Origin of the sequence: Parendozoicomonas haliclonae (assembly GCF_900174585.1) — a bacterium.
In the GTDB taxonomy this organism is placed as follows: Bacteria; Pseudomonadota; Gammaproteobacteria; order Pseudomonadales; family Endozoicomonadaceae; genus Sansalvadorimonas; species Sansalvadorimonas haliclonae.
Genome location: NZ_FWPT01000003.1, coordinates 359342 through 376660, shown reverse-complemented (window position 1 = coordinate 376660; position 17319 = coordinate 359342). Strand labels below are relative to the sequence as shown.

Here is a 17319-nt window from a genome sequence, read left to right as displayed (position 1 = left end):
GTATCGGATAGACCGTTTCGGTATGGTCTAGGAAATGTAAATTTATTCGCGCCTAGTCGTATATTTGTGCCGCAATCACCACGCCTGTCAGTCGTAATATGTAATACCGTCCGGAACATCCACCATTACATGGGTTCCTGACTCGCCAGCCAGTATGTCTACTGCGCGATCAAGCGCACCTATTGCGGCAAACTTACCACCCGCTCTTACGAATTGGCATACGGACTCCACCTTAGGGCCGATGGTATCTGCCGCAAACTCATGTTGTTCCAAAGCCTCCGGTGTGCAGCGTTTTATCCTGCGTGAACCCGGTTGTTGATACTGTGTTTCAATCGCATCGGCATCGGTCAGGATGACCAGCGCATCGGCTTCAATGCCTTCTGCCAGAAGGCATGATGTGCGGTCTTTATCGATCACTGCCGGGATGCCGTGCAGCATACCTTCGGAGTCTCTGCGCACCGGAATCCCCCCGCCGCCACCGCAGAGCAGGGTAATATTGCCGGAGGCGACAATGTGTCTGAGGCTGGCCAGTTCCAGAATGCTTTGCGGAGCCGGAGATGGCACGACCCGGCGGAAGTAGTTGCCGTCTGCCTTCAACATCCATTCAGGGTTAGCGTTCTGGATGGCCTGAGCCTGGTCATAGGTAAACACCGGACCAACAGCATGGTCCGGATCCAGAAAGGCAGGATCCCGGGTATTAATCAGTGTGTGGGTGGTGACCGCCAGAATCTGCTCATCGGCCATGGCATTGCGCAGTTCCTGCTCGAAGACAAAACCGATCATGCCCTGGGTCTGTGCGCCCAGAACATTGACCGGATAATTGTTCACTTCTTCATAGTCCTCGTTCATTAACGAGAGCAGGGCCATCTCGGGGCCGTTGGCATGGGTCAGGACGACCTGATGCTCCTTGGCGATCTGGGCAATGGCATCCGCTGCCTGACGCAGGGTTTCCCGCTGAACATGCAGTTCAACCGGTTGCTCCCGCTGCAGCATGGCATTACCACCCAGCGCAATGACAACGAGCATAAAAGCCGACCTCCTGAATCTTTGCCGGCTTTCCCGTGTGTCAGCCAGCAGATGCCGGGGGATGAAAGCCGAACGCTCCCCGGCCTTGATGGTCTGGTCATGCGGATCAACAAATGTCAGGCACAGACACAGTCAATCCGTGCCTACAAGGCAGATGACTTATAAGGCGTCGGGAATAATTAAGTCGGTATCTTTATAGACAATAAATGGAAGGGCGCAAAATACGCCCTTCCATTTATCTGCAGGCTGGAAAGAAAGAGGAGGTTAGCTTCCGAGTGTGGCGACCATAACGGCTTTGATGGTGTGCATCCGGTTTTCCGCTTCATCGAAGACGATGGAGTACTCGGACTCAAACACATCCTCGGTAACTTCCAGACCATTCATACCGTACTTGTCAGCAACTTCTTTGCCGATGACGGTTTCATCGTTATGGAAGGCCGGCAGGCAGTGCATGAATTTCACATGGGGGTTACCGGTTTTGCGGAGTACTTCCATATTGACCTGATATGGCTTCATCAGAGCAACCCGCTGATCCCAGGCTTCCGGTGGCTCGCCCATGGACACCCAGACATCGGTATAAAGGAAATCACAGCCTGCTACGGCGACATCAACATCTTCCGTCAGGGTAATTTTGCCGCCGGTTTCGGCAGCGATCTTCTGGCACTCTTCAACCAGCCAGGCTTCAGGCTGGAATTGTTTGGGGGCGGCCATACGGAAGTCCACGCCCATCTTGGCCATACCCACCATCAAGGAGTTGCCCATATTGTTGCGGCCATCGCCCAGATAGCAGAACGACATTTCATTCAGCTCTTTGCCCCGGCCATGTTCGATCATGGTCAGCAGATCGGCAAGAATCTGGGTAGGATGCCACTCGTCGGTCAGGCCATTCCATACCGGAACACCGGAATAAGCCGCCAGCTCTTCTACGTGCGTCTGACGGGCACCACGGAACTCGATACCGTCATACATGCGGCCCAGTACTCGTGCAGTGTCTTTTACCGTCTCTTTGCTGCCCATCTGGGAGCCGCCGCCAATGTAGGTGACATTGGCACCCTGATCGAAAGCAGCCACCTCGAACGCGCAGCGGGTCCGGGTGGAGGCCTTTTCAAAAATCAGGGCGATGTTCTTACCTTCCAGACGTCGCTGTTCGGTGCCGGAGTACTTGGCTCGCTTGAGATCTTGCGAGAGGGTCAGCAGATGACGGATTTCAGCGCTGGTGAAATCCAGTAATTTGAGAAAGCTGCGGTTACGCAGGTTAACAGCCATCTATGCACTCCAGAATGATTTTGTCTTTTCTTTGTTGTTATGCTGCACCTCTGATAGAGATGCTCTTTCAATCATAAGGGCTGGGGGGAAGACCGCCAGCCCTAAAGCAGTGATTTCTTTTGATGGGGTATAAGCGCCGCTGTCAGATATCGTCCCGTTCCAGCGGACAGCTCATGCAGCGTGCGCCACCCCGGCCACGGCCCAGATCTTCACCGGGGATAGTGAGTACCTCGATCCCAGCCTTTTGCATATTCTCGATGGTGTAAACATTGCGTTCGTAAGTCACCACGGTGCCCGGACGAATCGCCAGCACATTGTTGGCATCGTTCCACTGTTCCCGCTCGGCTTCAAACACATCTCCGCCGGTGGGTACCATGCGTAATGTGTCGAGATCCAGCGCCCGCGAGATGGCCTTGATAAAGCCATCGTTGATCTGCTGGAAGGCGATCTCGCCATTATCTCCGGGAGTCATCTCCCAGCAGTTATTCCCTTTCATGATATCCGGGTAGTAGGTAAAGCAATCCACATCCATTTGGGTGAACACTGTATCCAGATGCATGCAGCTGCGGGCCTTGGGCAGTTGCAGGGCAATCACCTTGCTGGCCTGCCCGGCTTTGAACAGGGCACGGGTCAGATTCTCAACCCCTTGCGGTGTGGTGCGTTCGGACATGCCGATAAGAACGGTACCCCGGCCGAGTACCAGCACATCTCCACCTTCAAGTGTCGCCTGATCATAGTTGCGATCAGTATCGCCATAGTAGGTATGGAACGGGGATTGCTGAAATAGTGGGTGGAACTTGTAGATTGCCCGCAGATGCACTGTTTCCCGTTTGCGGGCGGCTTTGGCCATGGGGTTAACGGATACGCCCCCATACACCCAGCAGGATGTGTCGCGGGTAAACAGGTGGTTGGGAATCGGGTCGAGGATAAAGTCAGTCTGCTGCAGCATTCCCAACGTCGGGCTGCCCGATGTGGATTGCAGTTCATTGACGGTCAGACCACCAAGCAGATAAGAGGCCAGCTCGGTATCGTCCATGTTTTCAAGAAACAGTCGCACTTCCTTCGCCAGTGCCGGGCCATAACGGTATTCATTGATCTGGCGATCCAGAACCCAGGCTTTGGCGGCTGGGTTGGCGAGGGTTTCAGTCAGCAGATCCTTCAGCAGCAGAACCTCAACGCCTTCCTTGCGTAGCACCTGCTGAAAGGCCAAATGTTCCTCACCGGCTTTTTCGATACGCAGAACATCATCGAATAGCAGGTCTTCGCAGTTGGTTGGAGTGAGTCGTCTAAGAGCCAGATCCGGGCGATGAAGAAGCACCTTGCGCAGCTGCCCGACTTCGGAGCCAACATAAAACCGTGACATTATCAGCCTCTCCTGTATTCAGGATTGTTGTTCTGGGCGTTGTTGTTCTGGAAGTTGTTGTTCTGGAAGTTGTTATCCGGCGCGTATTGTATCACCAGGAGCGACTAACTTGAGGAACATTTGGATGTGGTCGTGCATGTTAGAGGAAAGCTTCTCTGTCGTGCATTTCCTGTGAGCCTGACTATAACTATCCCGTTCTCTGTTCGGGATCTTTCCGATGACCTCTCTCCGCTTTCCCAGTGCCTATACGATTCTGTTTGCCATCATCGTGTGTGTAGCCATCCTCACCTGGCTGGTTCCAGCCGGGCAATATACGACGCAAATGAATGAATCGTTGGGAAGAGAAGTGCCCATTGCCGGGACTTATCATGAGGTAGATGCCAATCCTCAGGGCTTTGAAGATGTAGTACTGGCTCCGGTCAGTGGTTTTTATGACCCGGATACCAACCGGGTCAATGGCATGGATGTCGCGCTGTTTGTGTTGTTTATTGGCGGCTTTCTGGCTGTGGTCACCAAGACCGGGGCCATTGATGCCGGTATCGCTTCGGCGATGAAAGCACTTGAAGGCAGGGAGCAATGGTTGATACCAATCCTGATGGTGTTGTTCTCCCTCGGAGGAACTATCTTCGGGATGGCAGAAGAGACGCTGCCTTTCTATCTGCTGTTATTGCCGGTGATGATCGCTGCCGGCTATGACAGCGTAACGGCTGCGGCGATTATTCTGGTGGGTTCCGGTGTTGGCGTGTATGCCTCAACGGTAAACCCTTTTGCAACAGTGATTGCATCGGATGCGGCCGGCATTCCTTTTACCAATGGTATAGGTCTGCGTTTGGCCATGTATGGTGCCGGGCTGGTGATCTGTATCTTCTATGTGATGCGTTATGCCCGTCGTATAAGACAGCAGCCGGATTCTTCTCTGGTTGCAGATATGCGAGAGGAGAATCGTAAGCACTTTCTGGCCTCGGCCGATCAGGACGTGCCTGAACTGACAGGCCAGAGAAAAATTATTCTTATTCTGTTTCTGCTGACGTTTGTGATCATGATTTACGGTGTGTCCGGCATGGGCTGGTGGATGGCCCGGATGTCAGCGCTGTTTATGGTGATGAGTATCGTGATCGGCTTTGTCGGTGGTATGAACGAGAAAAGCTTTACCGATACGTTTGTGGCCGGGGCCGCTGATCTTCTGGGGGTGGCACTGGTGATCGGTATTGCCCGGGGTATTGTGGTAGTGATGAATGATGGTCTGATCACAGATACCTTTCTCTACTGGGCTGAACAGGCGATCAGCGGTTTGCCCAGAGTGGCTTTTATTAATGTCATGTTCTGGATTGAAGTGCTGCTGTCGTTCTTTGTACCGTCAACATCGGGGCTGGCTGTGTTGACCATGCCGGTTATGGCACCGCTGGCAGACTTTTCCAACGTGGCGCGTGATTTGGTGGTGACGGCTTTTCAGTCGGCCAGTGGTGTGGTGAACTTCTTTACCCCAACTTCCGGGGTGATTATGGGCGGGCTGGCCATTGCCCGTGTGCCCTACAATAAATGGCTGGCGTTTGTGATTCCGCTGGCAGTGATTATGACGCTGCTGACCTTAGCGGGTTTAAGCCTTGGGGTGATGATGGAGCCTTAGTCATCGTCTCTGAATGCATGCCATTACGATAAGGAACGTACCTTGTAGAGAATCGTAAAGTCTTTGGTGATCAGGTGTCCGTCGGGCAGCAGATAACAGCTGCCGTCGGCATTTTCCATCATCTCGCCGTTTTCATCCCGAAGCACCTTGGATTCGTAGACGTTCTTGCCAAGGTCGGCCATCTCTTCATCGCCAATAAAATTGCAGCTGTGCAGGTTGCTGACCTTGCCATACATCTCAATGGCCTTCAGGGCTGGATGTTGCTGGCGATAGCCTTTGCCTTCACTTTCAAAACGCTCTGCAAACGCCGGTGCTGTTTCGTTTCCAGCTTTGACCAGATCCTTGTAATTCGATGAGATCATGGCCACTTCCACAGCATTAATCTGTTCTGCCATGGTACGCAGGGCGCTGCGCATATTCTCTTCCGTATTCACAGCCGCATCCGGGTGCAGTTTCTGGTAAAGCGGTGCCAGTGTTTCCAGAGGAGCCTGATCGGCAAACAAGGTAAGGGAGCGGGATATCTGCTGGGAGCTTAGCAATGGGTAGAGTGAACTCGGTGCGCCCAGTGACAGGCAGGGATGTTGAATAGCGTGATCGCCGATATAGGCATCTGCACTGGGCGATATACAGTTTCTGTCGAACAGAGCCTGCCAGAGACTGAGTTGGGTGCCTGATGCAGCAAACATTTTTTTCTGGAACTCCTCATCCATCAGACCTTTGTCGCGTAAAAGCGCCATCTGCAGATCATGGACGTTCTTGGTATGAAGTATATTGTCTGAAAGGGCATGGTCCCGGAAACTGCCATGGCTGATAACAACCTGATTGGCACGTGCGGGCTCAACAAAGCCGAGAAACTGTGGACTGACCTTGCCGTCTTTGCCTGTCGCCAGGGCCAGACTCTGGTGGAGCTTGTGCTGACCAATCCAGGTATCCATTTTGCTGGTGCCATCCCGGTTCATAACCGGATAAGGATAAAAAACACCCTCGCTGCGTTTATCCAGTGCCAGATGTTGCACTTCGGAGAACCGTGGCGATATTCCTAACAGTTCTTCCTTGATGTTGTCGGTCGTACGATCGTTAAGCCGATCGTAGGTAAACTCCTGATCAAAGTAATGATGTGGAAAGCGGGTATCTGGCTCGCCGTTTTTTTCCGCCTGCGCTTCAAAGTTGGCCATGACCTTCTGACCAATATGAGCCAGTTCGGGAAGGGTGTTCAAAGGGTTGCTGAGATAGTGGGTAATCGCCAGCCCCTGTTCGGTCAGCTCCGGGTTAACTTCCCTGGCTAAAGCCAGCAGCTCTTCACGCTTACTGGCTCTTAGCTCTGCGTTAATCATGGGGTTGTCGGCATAGATTCTATCCGGACTTTGGTCGAGCACTTCTCCACGCTTACGAATATCCTCAAATTTTTTTGTCAGCTCGGAGTTATCTCCGCTTCTGTCTTCGTATCCGTTCAGGATGGCGGTAACCAACATGGCCTCGTAATAGCTCTGTCTTTCTTCCAGGCAGAGCTGAGTATGGCCCGGCTGATCGGTAAGGATCTCCAGCATGCTGGACATAATGGATGACGGGTGGGTCCCATGTTCAAGGAAGATCTTGGGTGGGTTTTTGGAGAGATGGTTACTGACAATATCATTCTCCGAGATAACAAAGCGTCCCCAGATCAGCTCTGGACATTCCCGGAGCGCTTTTTTGTAGAGTGTGGGGGCGAGTGTCAGGCGCTGGCCGGTTTTGTTCAGTGCCGATAGCAGGCGAATGGTCTCTTCGCTGTGGATATCCAGAACCGGTGATGTTCCCTTACCAAACTCGGCAATAATGCTTTCCGCTTCTTCCTGGTTGAGGGATTCATCCAGTGTGATTCCAAGTACCGCCATAACCGGAGCCCGGCTGGTGGATGGCGTACTTTCATTGGTGGCCCCTATGGATGAGGGCAGTGAGGACACTGTGCGCTCCGATAAGGGCTTACTTCCCAAACGACGTAGCTCCAACTTTCCAGACCGATTGTGCGGCATGGTTTTCTGAGTTTGGACAGCACGTACACGCTTACCCTGACTTGTACCTGTAGTGCCGCTCCCTTCTTTCTGGGTGGGTTCAGATAATGGCTGGATTGTACTGGTAGTGACGGGACCCAATGGTTTAGGCATGCATGTTGTCCTTAACGTGCTGTAGCCGGTGTCAGGTCTGCGGCTACCTGAAGCTTACCTCTAAGACTAGGAGGTGTTCGTAATGGATTCCAAAATGGCGGGGTATGGAGGCAGGGTGAGAGATAGGGGGCAGGCTTGAAGACGCTGTTGATTGCCACTGGTTTATCTGCGCTGACGAATTCAAGCCTGGCTGTGTCTTTGAAAGGTGTGTTCAGCTGGTTTTCCGGGCTTTGTCCGAGATGACTTCACCGGTTTTGGTATCCACAATCATCAGCCGCTGCTGATTGAACTTATCCACATAAATAATAATGCGGACATCCCGCCCATCTCTCTGGGCAAGGCGGGTGCGGATGATTTTGGTCATCTGATACTTGCTGCGCAGTTGGGACAGCAAGGTTTCCAGAGGAATACTGTTCTGGCGTTCCGGCACACTGTAGGCCCGGTCGCGAAGAATCTGCCCGGTCTGGGAGTTGATGGTCATTATCCGGGTCTGCTTGGTGTCCGGCAGAATATAAAACACCTTATCCACTTCCTGGCCGTTTTCGGTTTCTTCAAAGGTGTTGAGAATGCGCATGCCTGGATGCGCTTTTCTGGCAATTGATACCACTTTTTCCAGCCGCAGGGTTTTGTCTTCATTCAGGCTGGTGGCCGGTGGAGACGATTTGGCCGGGGTATCAGCCCCATGGGCCGGGAGTGTGGCAAGTAATGAAGCGGATGTTGCAAGCAGGCTGCCAATCAGCAGCCGGCTGAACATGCGCGAAGGACGGGGGGATGTCATAGTCATTCCTCGACGCGGAAGGCGGATCGACCGCTGAAACTTAGAAGGGGTTTCAGGGAAAATCCAGCGCCGAAGAATGACTGTTGTCTTTTATCTGTTCCGGTTTAATCCTGCAGAGTCACAGCAGGAAGCACAAACTCTTCCGATTGCCCCTTGCGCTTCTGCCATTCGATCAGGGCATACACAGGGATACCGGCGATCAGCAGCAGGAAGCCCCAGTAAACGGTTTCCTGACCACTGCCGGCCAGTGCCCACAGGGAGTACAGGAAGGCCAGACTGGTGATAACAATATCCTTGGTTTCAAGCATCGGCTTACCGCTCTTGTCATGACGACCCATCATCAGAACCAGTTTGGAGATAGTGGTCATGGTGTAAGGCAGCAGAGTGGTCATAACCGCCAGACTGATAATAAAGTTGAACGCACCAACCAGACCTTTATTAAAGTTGGCCGCAACCAGCAGGCTCACCAGAATCGAAGAGATAATAATGCCGCCGGCCGGCACACCCTTGGAAGAGAGCTTGCCAAAAATTGACGGGAACAGACCATCACGGGATGCAGCCATAGGAATCTGTGCCGCCATCAGGGTCCAGCCATTCAACGCACCCAGACAAGAGATAATCGCACCCAGACCGACAATCATGGCACCGGCAGGGCCAACCAGCTGATTAGCGGCATCTGCAAATGGAGCGGTAGAGTTTGCCAGAGTGGAAGGATCAATCAGACCCATCAGGGAAACGGTGGCAATAATATAAAGCACCGCTGCAAACAGGGTACCCAGAGTGGTCGCCATAGGAATTGTGCGCTTTGGATTCTCAACATCTTCCGAAGGCACACAGGCAGATTCCAGACCCAGGAATGCCCACAGGCACAAGGCTGCGGTAGAGCTCAGGGCTGCAAAGTTACCTTCACCACTGATGTTGAAGTTTGCTGCGCTGAAGTGTTCCGGGTTGATGTAGAACAGACCGGCAAAGGTCACCAGAGCCAGAGGCAGCAGCTTGAGAATGGTAGTGATCAGCTGGAACTTGCCTGCAGACTGCACACCACGGCAGTTCACCCAGGTGATCAGCCAGATCGCAGAGATAGCCACACCGGCACCCAGCATCGGGTTTTCAACCACCTGCGGGAAGAAGATCCCCAGATAGCCGACCATGGCCACAACAATAGCGGCGTTGCCAGACCACAGACCGATCCAGTAGCCCCAGGCAATCAGGAAGCCCATAAACTTACCCAGGCCTACACGGCTGTAGGTGTAAGGACCGCCCGTGGAAGGAACCACCTGACTCATGCGGGAGAAGACCAGCGCAAGAAGTACTGCACCGGCACCAGTAAACAGCCAGCCACCCAGGCTGATGGTACCGTAGCTGGCCAGCGTTGCAGGCAGCAGAAATATGCCGGAACCAATCATATTGCCGACGACGAGTGCGGAACACATCCAGACCCCAAGCTTTTTCTTGTTGCTGGCTGTTACTGCGTTTTCCGCGGAAAGAGGAACTGCTTGTGTCATCGAACTCTCAGATTGGATATGGGACATCCCATCATATTTTTTTGCGGCGGTGCAGCCTATAGAGGAACGTTGAATGCCTCTGGTGTGAAATACTTATTAGCAAAACTTATGAGAGGGGAGAATGGGAGTTTCTTATCAGCAGAAACTCCCGATCTGTGGATGTCACGGAGGGATAAATCAATCAGACAGAATCGCTGGCATAAGCCTTGCGGACTTCCTCAGCAATAATGGCAATACCCCGACGTACAGTGTCGCGGTCGCGGGTATAGGTGACCCGCAGGCATTCATGCTGGTGCTGCCACTCTTCCTTTATACCCGGGAAGAAGTAGTGCCCGGAGACGACCAGTACCCCACGCTCTTTCAAACGCTCGTACAGTTCCAGGCTGGTGATCGGCAGACCCTTGAACCACAGCCACAGGAACATGGCACCTTCCGGCTTGTGCATGGCCCATGGCAAGTCGCCCAGCTCGCGCTTGAACTCCTGACAGGCGAACTGCATACGGTCTTCATACCAGGGTTTGATGATATCCCGGCTCATGGTCATGATGCTGTCGTCACGTACCATATCCAGAGTCATCAGCGGGCCGACACTGTTAGGCGCCAGACTAGTGATGGCATTCATGGCTGAAACGGCGGAGATAATCTGTTCGCTGGCGATCACAATGCCGGTTCGCAAAGCCGGCAGCCCCAGCTTGGACAGGCTCAGGCAGAGAATAACGTGCTCATCCCAGTGAGGCGTAGCTTCGGTAAAGATCAGTTCCGGGAATGGCAGACCGTAGGCACCATCAATAATCAGCGGAATATCATTGTCTTTGGCCAGACCGTCGAGCTGCTCAATCTCCTGATCGGTCAGCACATTGCCGGTCGGGTTGGTTGGACGGGATACACACAGAGCCGCAGTATCCTCGTTCACATTCAGGGCATCAAAGTTCACATGGTATTTAAAGGTGTGAGCGTCGATCTCTTCGATATCCGGCTTCTCGGCGGTGAACAGGTCTTCACCAATGCCACAATCGCTGTAACCGATATATTCCGGCGCCAGAGGGAGCTGGATACGACGGTTATGACCATTGGCCGCTTCGCCACCGAGAATGTTGAACAACATAAAGAAGGCGGTTTGGCTGCCCTGGGTCAGACAGATATTACGCTCAGTCAGCTTCCAGCCAAACCGGCGACGCAGCATGGCCGCCAACTCACGGCAGAATGTCTGCTCACCACCGGGAGGGTCATAGGTGCCCACCAGACGGGTGAATTCAGACTGGGAATCAAGAATACGCTGCAGGCGCTGTCGGAAAAGGGCATCCACCTCCGGAATATGGGCCGGATTACCGCCGCCCATCATAATCATCTGGTCATTACCCGCGAGGGCATTCCCCAGATCGTCCATCAACGAGAGGATCCCGGAATGGCTGGTAAATTTTTCTCCGAATTTGGACAGCAGCATTGTCTTCTCTGGTAGCGGTAAAATATCAAGGGTGAGGGGGGGATTCTGATTGATAAGCCGTTTTCGCCTCACGCCCTTCCTATATTACTGTTTTCCTCTCCGTTTGTGTGTATTGCCCGCAAAATAATCCGTCAGCTACGACCTCCGTCGTAGAAGGGGACTTAAGTTCTACATACAGGTTCAAGTTCTGTTTATAAATTGATCATTAAGCATTTGAAAAACAGAACGTGGGAGGACGCATTATGCAAAGTACAATGGAATATATAGGGAGTTGGTATAACTGGATGACGACGCCAGCGGAGGACTCCGGTTCTGAAGATGGGGGCTCTCCGCAAGCGTCTCCACAAACTTCCCCAAAAGTGTCCCATGGGCACAGGCAGGTTCAGGTGGAGCAGGACGTGGATCTGAAAATAGTGGCGACGAATGCAGCCAAAGGCACGGTCCGGGGCATGATGGCCGCTGGTGAGTATCTGGAAAAGACCACTCGTCCGGTCGAGCGTCAGATACGCCCCTATGCCCAGACCGCAGCAAAAACACTGGCACAGCTTTTTCCAACCAGACGCGACACACAGCGCCAGCGGCCTCTTTCTCATGAAGATGAACTCTTGAGAGAACTTCATAAGCTGGAGCGGCAGGTGGGGACTGAGAGGGCTCTGGCCTTCTTTAAGAGTGAGTTTGTCCGACAGTACGCAGAGTTCAGTCACTCCATGCGATAAACAGGATAAGAAACTCCTGGCTCAGGCCGATAACCCTTTCCCAGAGGTTATCGGCCTGAGCATCAGCAGTCAGGGGCACCCAACCCTTGCAAGGAGTACTTATCCATGGAATCCAGCCAGTCCCCATCCCGGTTCTCAGCCGGGTATTTTTCGTTTGCCAGCCGTTATAAAGGGACCTGGATCCCGATCGAGAATCTGACCGGCTCCCGTTTAACCCGCAAGACTCTGGCCTGTCTGGAGCATGGGCTGGTGAATGAGCGGCTCAGGCTGACCGGCATGAGTGATGAGTGTGCTCATCGTGATGCGGAATGCAGGGCCGATCTGGCGCTGATGGCCGTCGGACTTCTGAAGTTTGACGCGAGCCGGGGGATGGTGCGGACATCGGGCTTCTGGGGGCGGTTGAGACACTGGCAGGTTGAGCAGGCCCGGGCTCTGGTTCAGTTATCACCGGATGAATTGTGCCAGGAGGCTCTGTGGCGGGTGGATACCCTGCCGATGGGGCTGGTTGAGGATGTGTTTGAGCGCACCCTGCGAGGATGCCCTGGGGAACCTGCGGTGATGCCGGTTACGCTGGCGGACTTCTGGAATGCCGGATTGTTCTCAGCGGAACAGATTACCTCTGCAAGAATGCTGGAGTGCCGCTCCCGTACGCTGGAGTGGGTGGAGAAACGCTGTGCCCAGGATCCAAGAGTCATGCTGGCTTACCTGAGAACCCTGCATACCCGGCTAAGAGACCGTGATGAAGCGGCTGCTGTTCAGACTTTGCTGCGTCGGGTTGAGGAAGCGGTGGATTTCTGGAAAGAGGGTTACCAGCTGGGAGAGGAGTTCTTCCGTCTGGACAGTTCTATTGAAGGCAGCCTGCGTTCTGCCCTGCAGGTGATGGTGCAGCATCTCCATGAAATTCAGCGGGATCAGGACTTCCCGTGGCAGGAGGTGATTGCTGAAAAAGCGCTGGGGATTGTCTGGCAGCATGACAGTGATAAGTAGAGATGAGCAGTGTAAAGATTTCGTAATCCGCTGTTTCTACGTGTAACTCGAGATTGGATGTGTTGTTTATTTTGTGATCGCCGCTACTGAATGCTGGTTATTTCTTATTCATGTAGCGGTTATTGTTTGATCGTGGTGATAATTTAGTTGTTATTACTGAGTCGCAAGTCTTTCTGTCGGTTGTAGTATCGAAAACAATGAATATTTTCTGATAAATCGACAGTTAAGGAGAAATATGCGTTCAGCTCAGGTAGCATCCGCCACTCCCTCCGCAAGTGGTCAGTCCGGTGCGCTCAATCGCTTTTTGAATATCATTGAGAAGGCCGGTAACAAACTGCCTGATCCGGCGATTATGTTTCTCTATGCCACCCTGATTGTCTGGGTCGCATCCTTCCTGCTGTCTGGTATCAGCTTTGATCTGGTTAACCCACGTACTGGCGAAGCCGTTGTCGTTAACAACCTACTGACCGGTGCAGCCATGGCTGATTTCCTGTCCGGCATGGTAACCACCTTCACTGGTTTTGCGCCGCTGGGTCTTGTACTGGTTGCGATCCTGGGTGTTGGTCTGGCTGATGAGGCCGGCTATGTAAACACCGGTCTGAAGAAGCTGCTGAACGTAACCCCGCGTCGCTTCCTGACTCCTATGCTGATCTTTGTTGCCATCTTCAGCCACGTCGCTGCTGATGCCGGCTACGTTCTGGTTATTCCAATTGGCGCGATGATGTTCAAGGCGGCTGGCCGTCACCCTCTGGCAGGTATTGCTGCGTCTTTCGCGGGTGTGTCCGGTGGTTTCGCTGCGAGCGTTGTACCTTCCGGTACTGATCCGCTGCTGCAGGGCTTCACTCAGTCTGCTGCTCAGCTGCTGGATCCTGCGTATCTGGTTAACCCGCTGTGCAACATTTTCTTCACTGCAGCTTCCAGCATCATGGTTATCCTGGTTGGCTGGTTCGTGACTGACAAAATCGTTGAGCCGCGTCTGGCTAACGTGAAAGTGGACAGCGATGAAGAAGAGTCTGACCTGAACCGTCAGCCGACCGCTCTGGAAAACAAGGCGTTCCTGAAGGCTACTCTGGGTATGCTGGCGGTAATCGCTCTGTTCGTAGTCTGGGCTTTCCCTGAGTCTTCTACCCTGCGTTCTGCCAGCGGTGAACTGACCGCTTACAGCGCGCCACTGATGAAGTCTATCGTGCCGCTGATCTTCCTGATTTTTATCACTCCTGGCCTGATCTACGGTTACGCTGTAGGCAAGTTCCAGAATGCTGGTGATGTGGTGAAAGGCCTGAGCAAGACCATGCAGACCATGGGCGGCTTTATGGTGATGGCGTTCTTCTGTGCGCAGTTCCTGAAGGCGTTCGGTGATTCCAACCTGGGTACTCTGCTGGCACTGTCTGGTGCAGAGTTCCTGCAGAGTCTGGCTCTGCCAGGTCAGTTCACTATCATCTTTATGATTCTGCTGACTGCGACTGTTAACCTGCTGATCGGTTCTGCATCTGCCAAGTGGGCACTGCTGGGCCCAATCATGGTGCCAATGCTGATGGCTGTGGGCATTTCCCCGGAACTGACTCAGGCGGCCTTCCGCGTGGGTGACTCTGTGTCCAACATCATCACTCCGCTGATGGTCTTCTTCCCGCTGATCGTGGTTTACACCCAGCGTTATGTGAAGAACGCAGGTATCGGTAGTCTGTCTTCCATGATGATGCCATACACTATCGCTCTGTTTATCGCCTGGACGATCTTCCTGCTGGGCTACTGGGCACTGGGCCTGCCACTGGGTCTGCAGGCTCCTTACACCTACCCGGCAATGTAATCTTTACTGATTACGGGTAAAAGAAAGGCGAAGCTTCTTTTGGGGCTTCGCCTTTTTTGTTTTAGGAGTGTGCTTAAGGTTGTGCCTTCGTCCGGCTCTGGTAACACTCCGTCCGCTCAGCAGGTCTGTCCCTGACCTGGTTCGCTCTCAGGCCATCCTGGCCTTTGACAGAGTGTTACCAGAGCCTCCCGTCACGACCGAGTTTCTTTATAGATGCGCGCAGAGTAAACGATACAGAAAGAGCTGGAATTGGTGTGCTCTGCCAAGGGGCAGGATGCCCCGAGAGCGACTCAATACAGGGATGTATTGCTGGAGCGGGCAGAGCATTCCAATTTCGGCGAATGGTTTGATGGGCAAGAACCCAAACCAGCCTCAATCAATATACTTGTCTTTCTCTTTGAACTCACAAAGATCTTCAATGCGGCATGACCCGCACATAGGCTTTCTGGCCTTACACACGTAACGGCCATGGAGAATCAGCCAGTGGTGTGCATCCAGCAGAAACTCTTTGGGTACCAGCCTTAACAGACGATGCTCGACTTCCAGAACATCCTTGCCTTTGGCAATGCCTGTACGGTTAGAAACCCGGAAAATATGAGTATCCACAGCCATGGCAATTTGCTTGAAAGCGGTATTTAACACGACATTGGCAGTCTTGCGGCCAACTCCGGGGAGCTTCTCCAGCTCTTCCCGGGTTTCCGGTATTTCTCCGTTATATTGATCCACCAGAATCTGGCAGGTCTTCATCACATTCACGGCCTTGGTATTAAACAGACCGATGGTTTTGATGTATTCCTTCAGGCCGTCGAGGCCGAGATCCAGAATGGCTTGTGGGGTATTGGCGACCGGGTAAAGCTTGCGTGTGGCTTTGTTTACGCCAACATCCGTGGCCTGGGCCGAGAGCAGAACGGCAATCAACAACTCAAAGGGCGAGTTATATTCCAGTTCAGTCTGGGGATGGGGATTGTCATCGCGCAGGCGGGTAAAGATTTCCTGACGTTTTTCCCTGTTCATACGGCTGTTCTTTTCATGTGCAGGACTGTGTGGGCAGAGTATACCCGTTTCGCCGTTTGAACACAGACTCCCGGCGGGCGGGAGTCTGTAGGACAAGTGGTTACTGCTTGTCCAGATTCACAGTCATTGGCTTGTCGAAATCAGCCAGATTGCGGGTTGTGGTGGTGTAGATCAGCATGCCTTGACTGATCACCTCAGCGCGCACCGTGTAAGTGTGGCTCTGGGTCAGCAGGTGTGGGGCGTAGTTCATATCAAAGCTCACCGGGCTGCTGGTGGCTTTATCCAGCTTGATGGCTTCTTCTGCGATGGTGATTGCGGCAACATCCATCAGACTGCTGTCTTCCAGACGCACAACAATTTCACTGCCTGCAGGCAGCTCACCCTTGAAGCTCAGCTTGCCTTTAATCTGGGAGGATTCCGGCAGGAAGGTCAGGCTTTTGCTCTTGTCTTCGCTGGTCATAACCAGCTGATCACCATGCAGACTGATGTTATGGGTTGGCACGAAGGCGGCCATAAACTTCAGTTCCTGATCCATCACTTTTGGCTCGCAGGCCATCATGGTGTTGCCCACGGTACCAAAGTTGATGGTGGTGCCATTGTTGGCCAGAGTGTAGCCACCAAAGAAGCGATTGCATGGGCCAAGGCCGTACATTTTGCCGCTGGTGCTGCTCTCTGGCTGGAAGGTCATAACGATGCGCTTGCCATAAACCGGACCTTCACCGTCTACGGATTCCAGCACCCAGGTGCGGCCTTCGAGGCTGGCTGGGGAAACCGGGGTGGATTGAACGCTGGCGCAGGCTGCTACCATGGAACCGGCCGTCAGGGCCAGAGCGATACGAGTCAGTTTTTTCATTGCAGGGGTCTCAATGCCGGGGAGTTACCCGTTATTTGGATTGCGGTGAATATAAGTCAGTGCGCAGAAAGAGTGAAGATAACTCTGGTTTTGCAGGTGTTTTGCGAATCTTTGGAGAGGAGCTTTCTCTGTGTTGAGAATCAGTTATTGAGATACTCCTCCCGGGCAATGGCACTGCGCAGTGATCGCCTTAATCCTTCAGATGTGTCGTCTATAGCGACTGGGGAGTAATTTTTATCATCGGCCTTTTGAGCAAGAAGGGTTTGCAGCTCGTCACCGGCTTCATCCATTTTTTGCTGGTAGAGGTCTTGTTGCTGATCATAAAGCTCCTGAGGAATCCCGCCAAAATACACGCCTTTCCCTTCCGGTAGCTCATGGGCGATGATCTGGTCACTGCGCTCGGTATAGTGCAGTTCAAACAGCGCAACCGCTTTTAACTGTTGGCCACGGTTCATCAGCTCCAGTCCGGTTTTTACCAGCTCTTCTTTGTTAGCCAGAAGTTGGGGATGCTTTTTAAGATAACCGGTGGCCCAGCTTCTGGCTTTGTAGAGTGATGCCAGTTGTTTTTCTTTGACCTTGATAGAGGGTTCTTCAATAGAGACTTGTCGATCGGACAGCTGGGTTGCCTGATAGCGAGCCCGGGTGGGCCAGAAGTGCTTACGGGGGCTGATGCTCTCAGCCAGCCGGTTCAGAAAGGTGCCGGGCTTTCGGGTCTGGGCAATATTGTTGCGCAACAGGTTGGCAACCGAGGCTCTTACAGAAGCGATGCTCATGGTTCACTCCGTCCCTGGA

14 protein-coding genes are annotated in these 17319 nt (G+C 53.1%); 4 read left to right on the top strand and 10 right to left on the bottom strand.

Annotated features, from left to right (window positions below):
- Positions 1 to 87 precede the first annotated feature (87 nt).
- From EHSB41UT_RS08120 to arcA, 3 genes are all read right to left on the bottom strand, one after another.
- Positions 88 to 1026 carry a carbamate kinase gene (locus EHSB41UT_RS08120; RefSeq protein WP_087108597.1) on the bottom strand — a complete coding sequence of 313 codons (939 nt, stop codon included), beginning with the start codon at positions 1024 to 1026 and terminating at the stop codon, positions 88 to 90.
- Positions 1027 to 1290: 264 nt separating this feature from the next.
- Positions 1291 to 2292 carry an ornithine carbamoyltransferase gene (gene argF / locus EHSB41UT_RS08115; RefSeq protein WP_087108595.1) on the bottom strand — a complete coding sequence of 334 codons (1002 nt, stop codon included), beginning with the start codon at positions 2290 to 2292 and terminating at the stop codon, positions 1291 to 1293.
- A 142-nt stretch (positions 2293 to 2434) separates the two neighbouring features.
- Complete coding sequence (arcA, locus tag EHSB41UT_RS08110) at positions 2435 to 3655, bottom strand: arginine deiminase (protein WP_087108593.1); 1221 nt, start codon at positions 3653 to 3655, stop codon at positions 2435 to 2437.
- Between the two features lie 217 nt (positions 3656 to 3872).
- Here arcA and EHSB41UT_RS08105 point away from each other — a divergent pair, with 217 nt between their 5' ends.
- Positions 3873 to 5282 (top strand): YfcC family protein, encoded by a 1410-nt coding sequence (locus tag EHSB41UT_RS08105; RefSeq protein WP_087108591.1) that lies wholly within the window; start codon positions 3873 to 3875, stop codon positions 5280 to 5282.
- Between the two features lie 23 nt (positions 5283 to 5305).
- Here the strand turns inward: EHSB41UT_RS08105 and EHSB41UT_RS08100 are convergent, their stop codons facing one another.
- From EHSB41UT_RS08100 to EHSB41UT_RS08085, 4 genes are all read right to left on the bottom strand, one after another.
- Entirely contained in the window at positions 5306 to 7423 is a 2118-nt protein-coding gene (locus tag EHSB41UT_RS08100; RefSeq protein ID WP_133060440.1) for a hypothetical protein, read from the bottom strand.
- Positions 7424 to 7634: 211 nt separating this feature from the next.
- Positions 7635 to 8201, bottom strand: coding sequence for a PepSY domain-containing protein (locus EHSB41UT_RS08095; protein ID WP_133060439.1), 567 nt, complete (start codon positions 8199 to 8201; stop codon positions 7635 to 7637).
- A 104-nt stretch (positions 8202 to 8305) separates the two neighbouring features.
- Positions 8306 to 9706 (bottom strand): amino acid permease, encoded by a 1401-nt coding sequence (locus tag EHSB41UT_RS08090; protein ID WP_087108585.1) that lies wholly within the window; start codon positions 9704 to 9706, stop codon positions 8306 to 8308.
- A gap of 181 nt (positions 9707 to 9887) precedes the next feature.
- The gene (locus EHSB41UT_RS08085) at positions 9888 to 11150 is read right to left on the bottom strand and encodes a valine--pyruvate transaminase (protein WP_087108583.1); all 1263 of its coding nucleotides are present in this window, start codon (positions 11148 to 11150) and stop codon (positions 9888 to 9890) included.
- A 242-nt stretch (positions 11151 to 11392) separates the two neighbouring features.
- Between EHSB41UT_RS08085 and EHSB41UT_RS08080 the strand changes: the two genes are divergently transcribed.
- From EHSB41UT_RS08080 to EHSB41UT_RS08070, 3 genes are all read left to right on the top strand, one after another.
- Positions 11393 to 11866 (top strand): hypothetical protein, encoded by a 474-nt coding sequence (locus tag EHSB41UT_RS08080; protein ID WP_087108581.1) that lies wholly within the window; start codon positions 11393 to 11395, stop codon positions 11864 to 11866.
- Between the two features lie 105 nt (positions 11867 to 11971).
- On the top strand, positions 11972 to 12853 hold the full coding sequence (locus EHSB41UT_RS08075; RefSeq protein WP_087108578.1) for a hypothetical protein: 882 nt from the start codon (positions 11972 to 11974) through the stop codon (positions 12851 to 12853).
- Between the two features lie 235 nt (positions 12854 to 13088).
- Positions 13089 to 14660: an AbgT family transporter gene (locus tag EHSB41UT_RS08070; RefSeq protein WP_087108576.1), complete on the top strand. Its 1572-nt coding sequence runs from the start codon at positions 13089 to 13091 to the stop codon at positions 14658 to 14660.
- 372 nt (positions 14661 to 15032) lie between these two features.
- Here EHSB41UT_RS08070 and nth read toward each other — a convergent pair whose 3' ends face one another.
- The 3 genes from nth to EHSB41UT_RS08055 all read right to left on the bottom strand — a co-directional run bounded on the left by nth (position 15033) and on the right by EHSB41UT_RS08055 (position 17300).
- Positions 15033 to 15674 carry an endonuclease III gene (gene nth, locus EHSB41UT_RS08065; RefSeq protein WP_087108574.1) on the bottom strand — a complete coding sequence of 214 codons (642 nt, stop codon included), beginning with the start codon at positions 15672 to 15674 and terminating at the stop codon, positions 15033 to 15035.
- Between the two features lie 100 nt (positions 15675 to 15774).
- Positions 15775 to 16527 (bottom strand): META domain-containing protein, encoded by a 753-nt coding sequence (locus EHSB41UT_RS08060; protein WP_087108572.1) that lies wholly within the window; start codon positions 16525 to 16527, stop codon positions 15775 to 15777.
- A 140-nt stretch (positions 16528 to 16667) separates the two neighbouring features.
- The gene (locus EHSB41UT_RS08055; protein ID WP_087108570.1) at positions 16668 to 17300 is read right to left on the bottom strand and encodes a hypothetical protein; all 633 of its coding nucleotides are present in this window, start codon (positions 17298 to 17300) and stop codon (positions 16668 to 16670) included.
- Positions 17301 to 17319 lie beyond the last annotated feature (19 nt).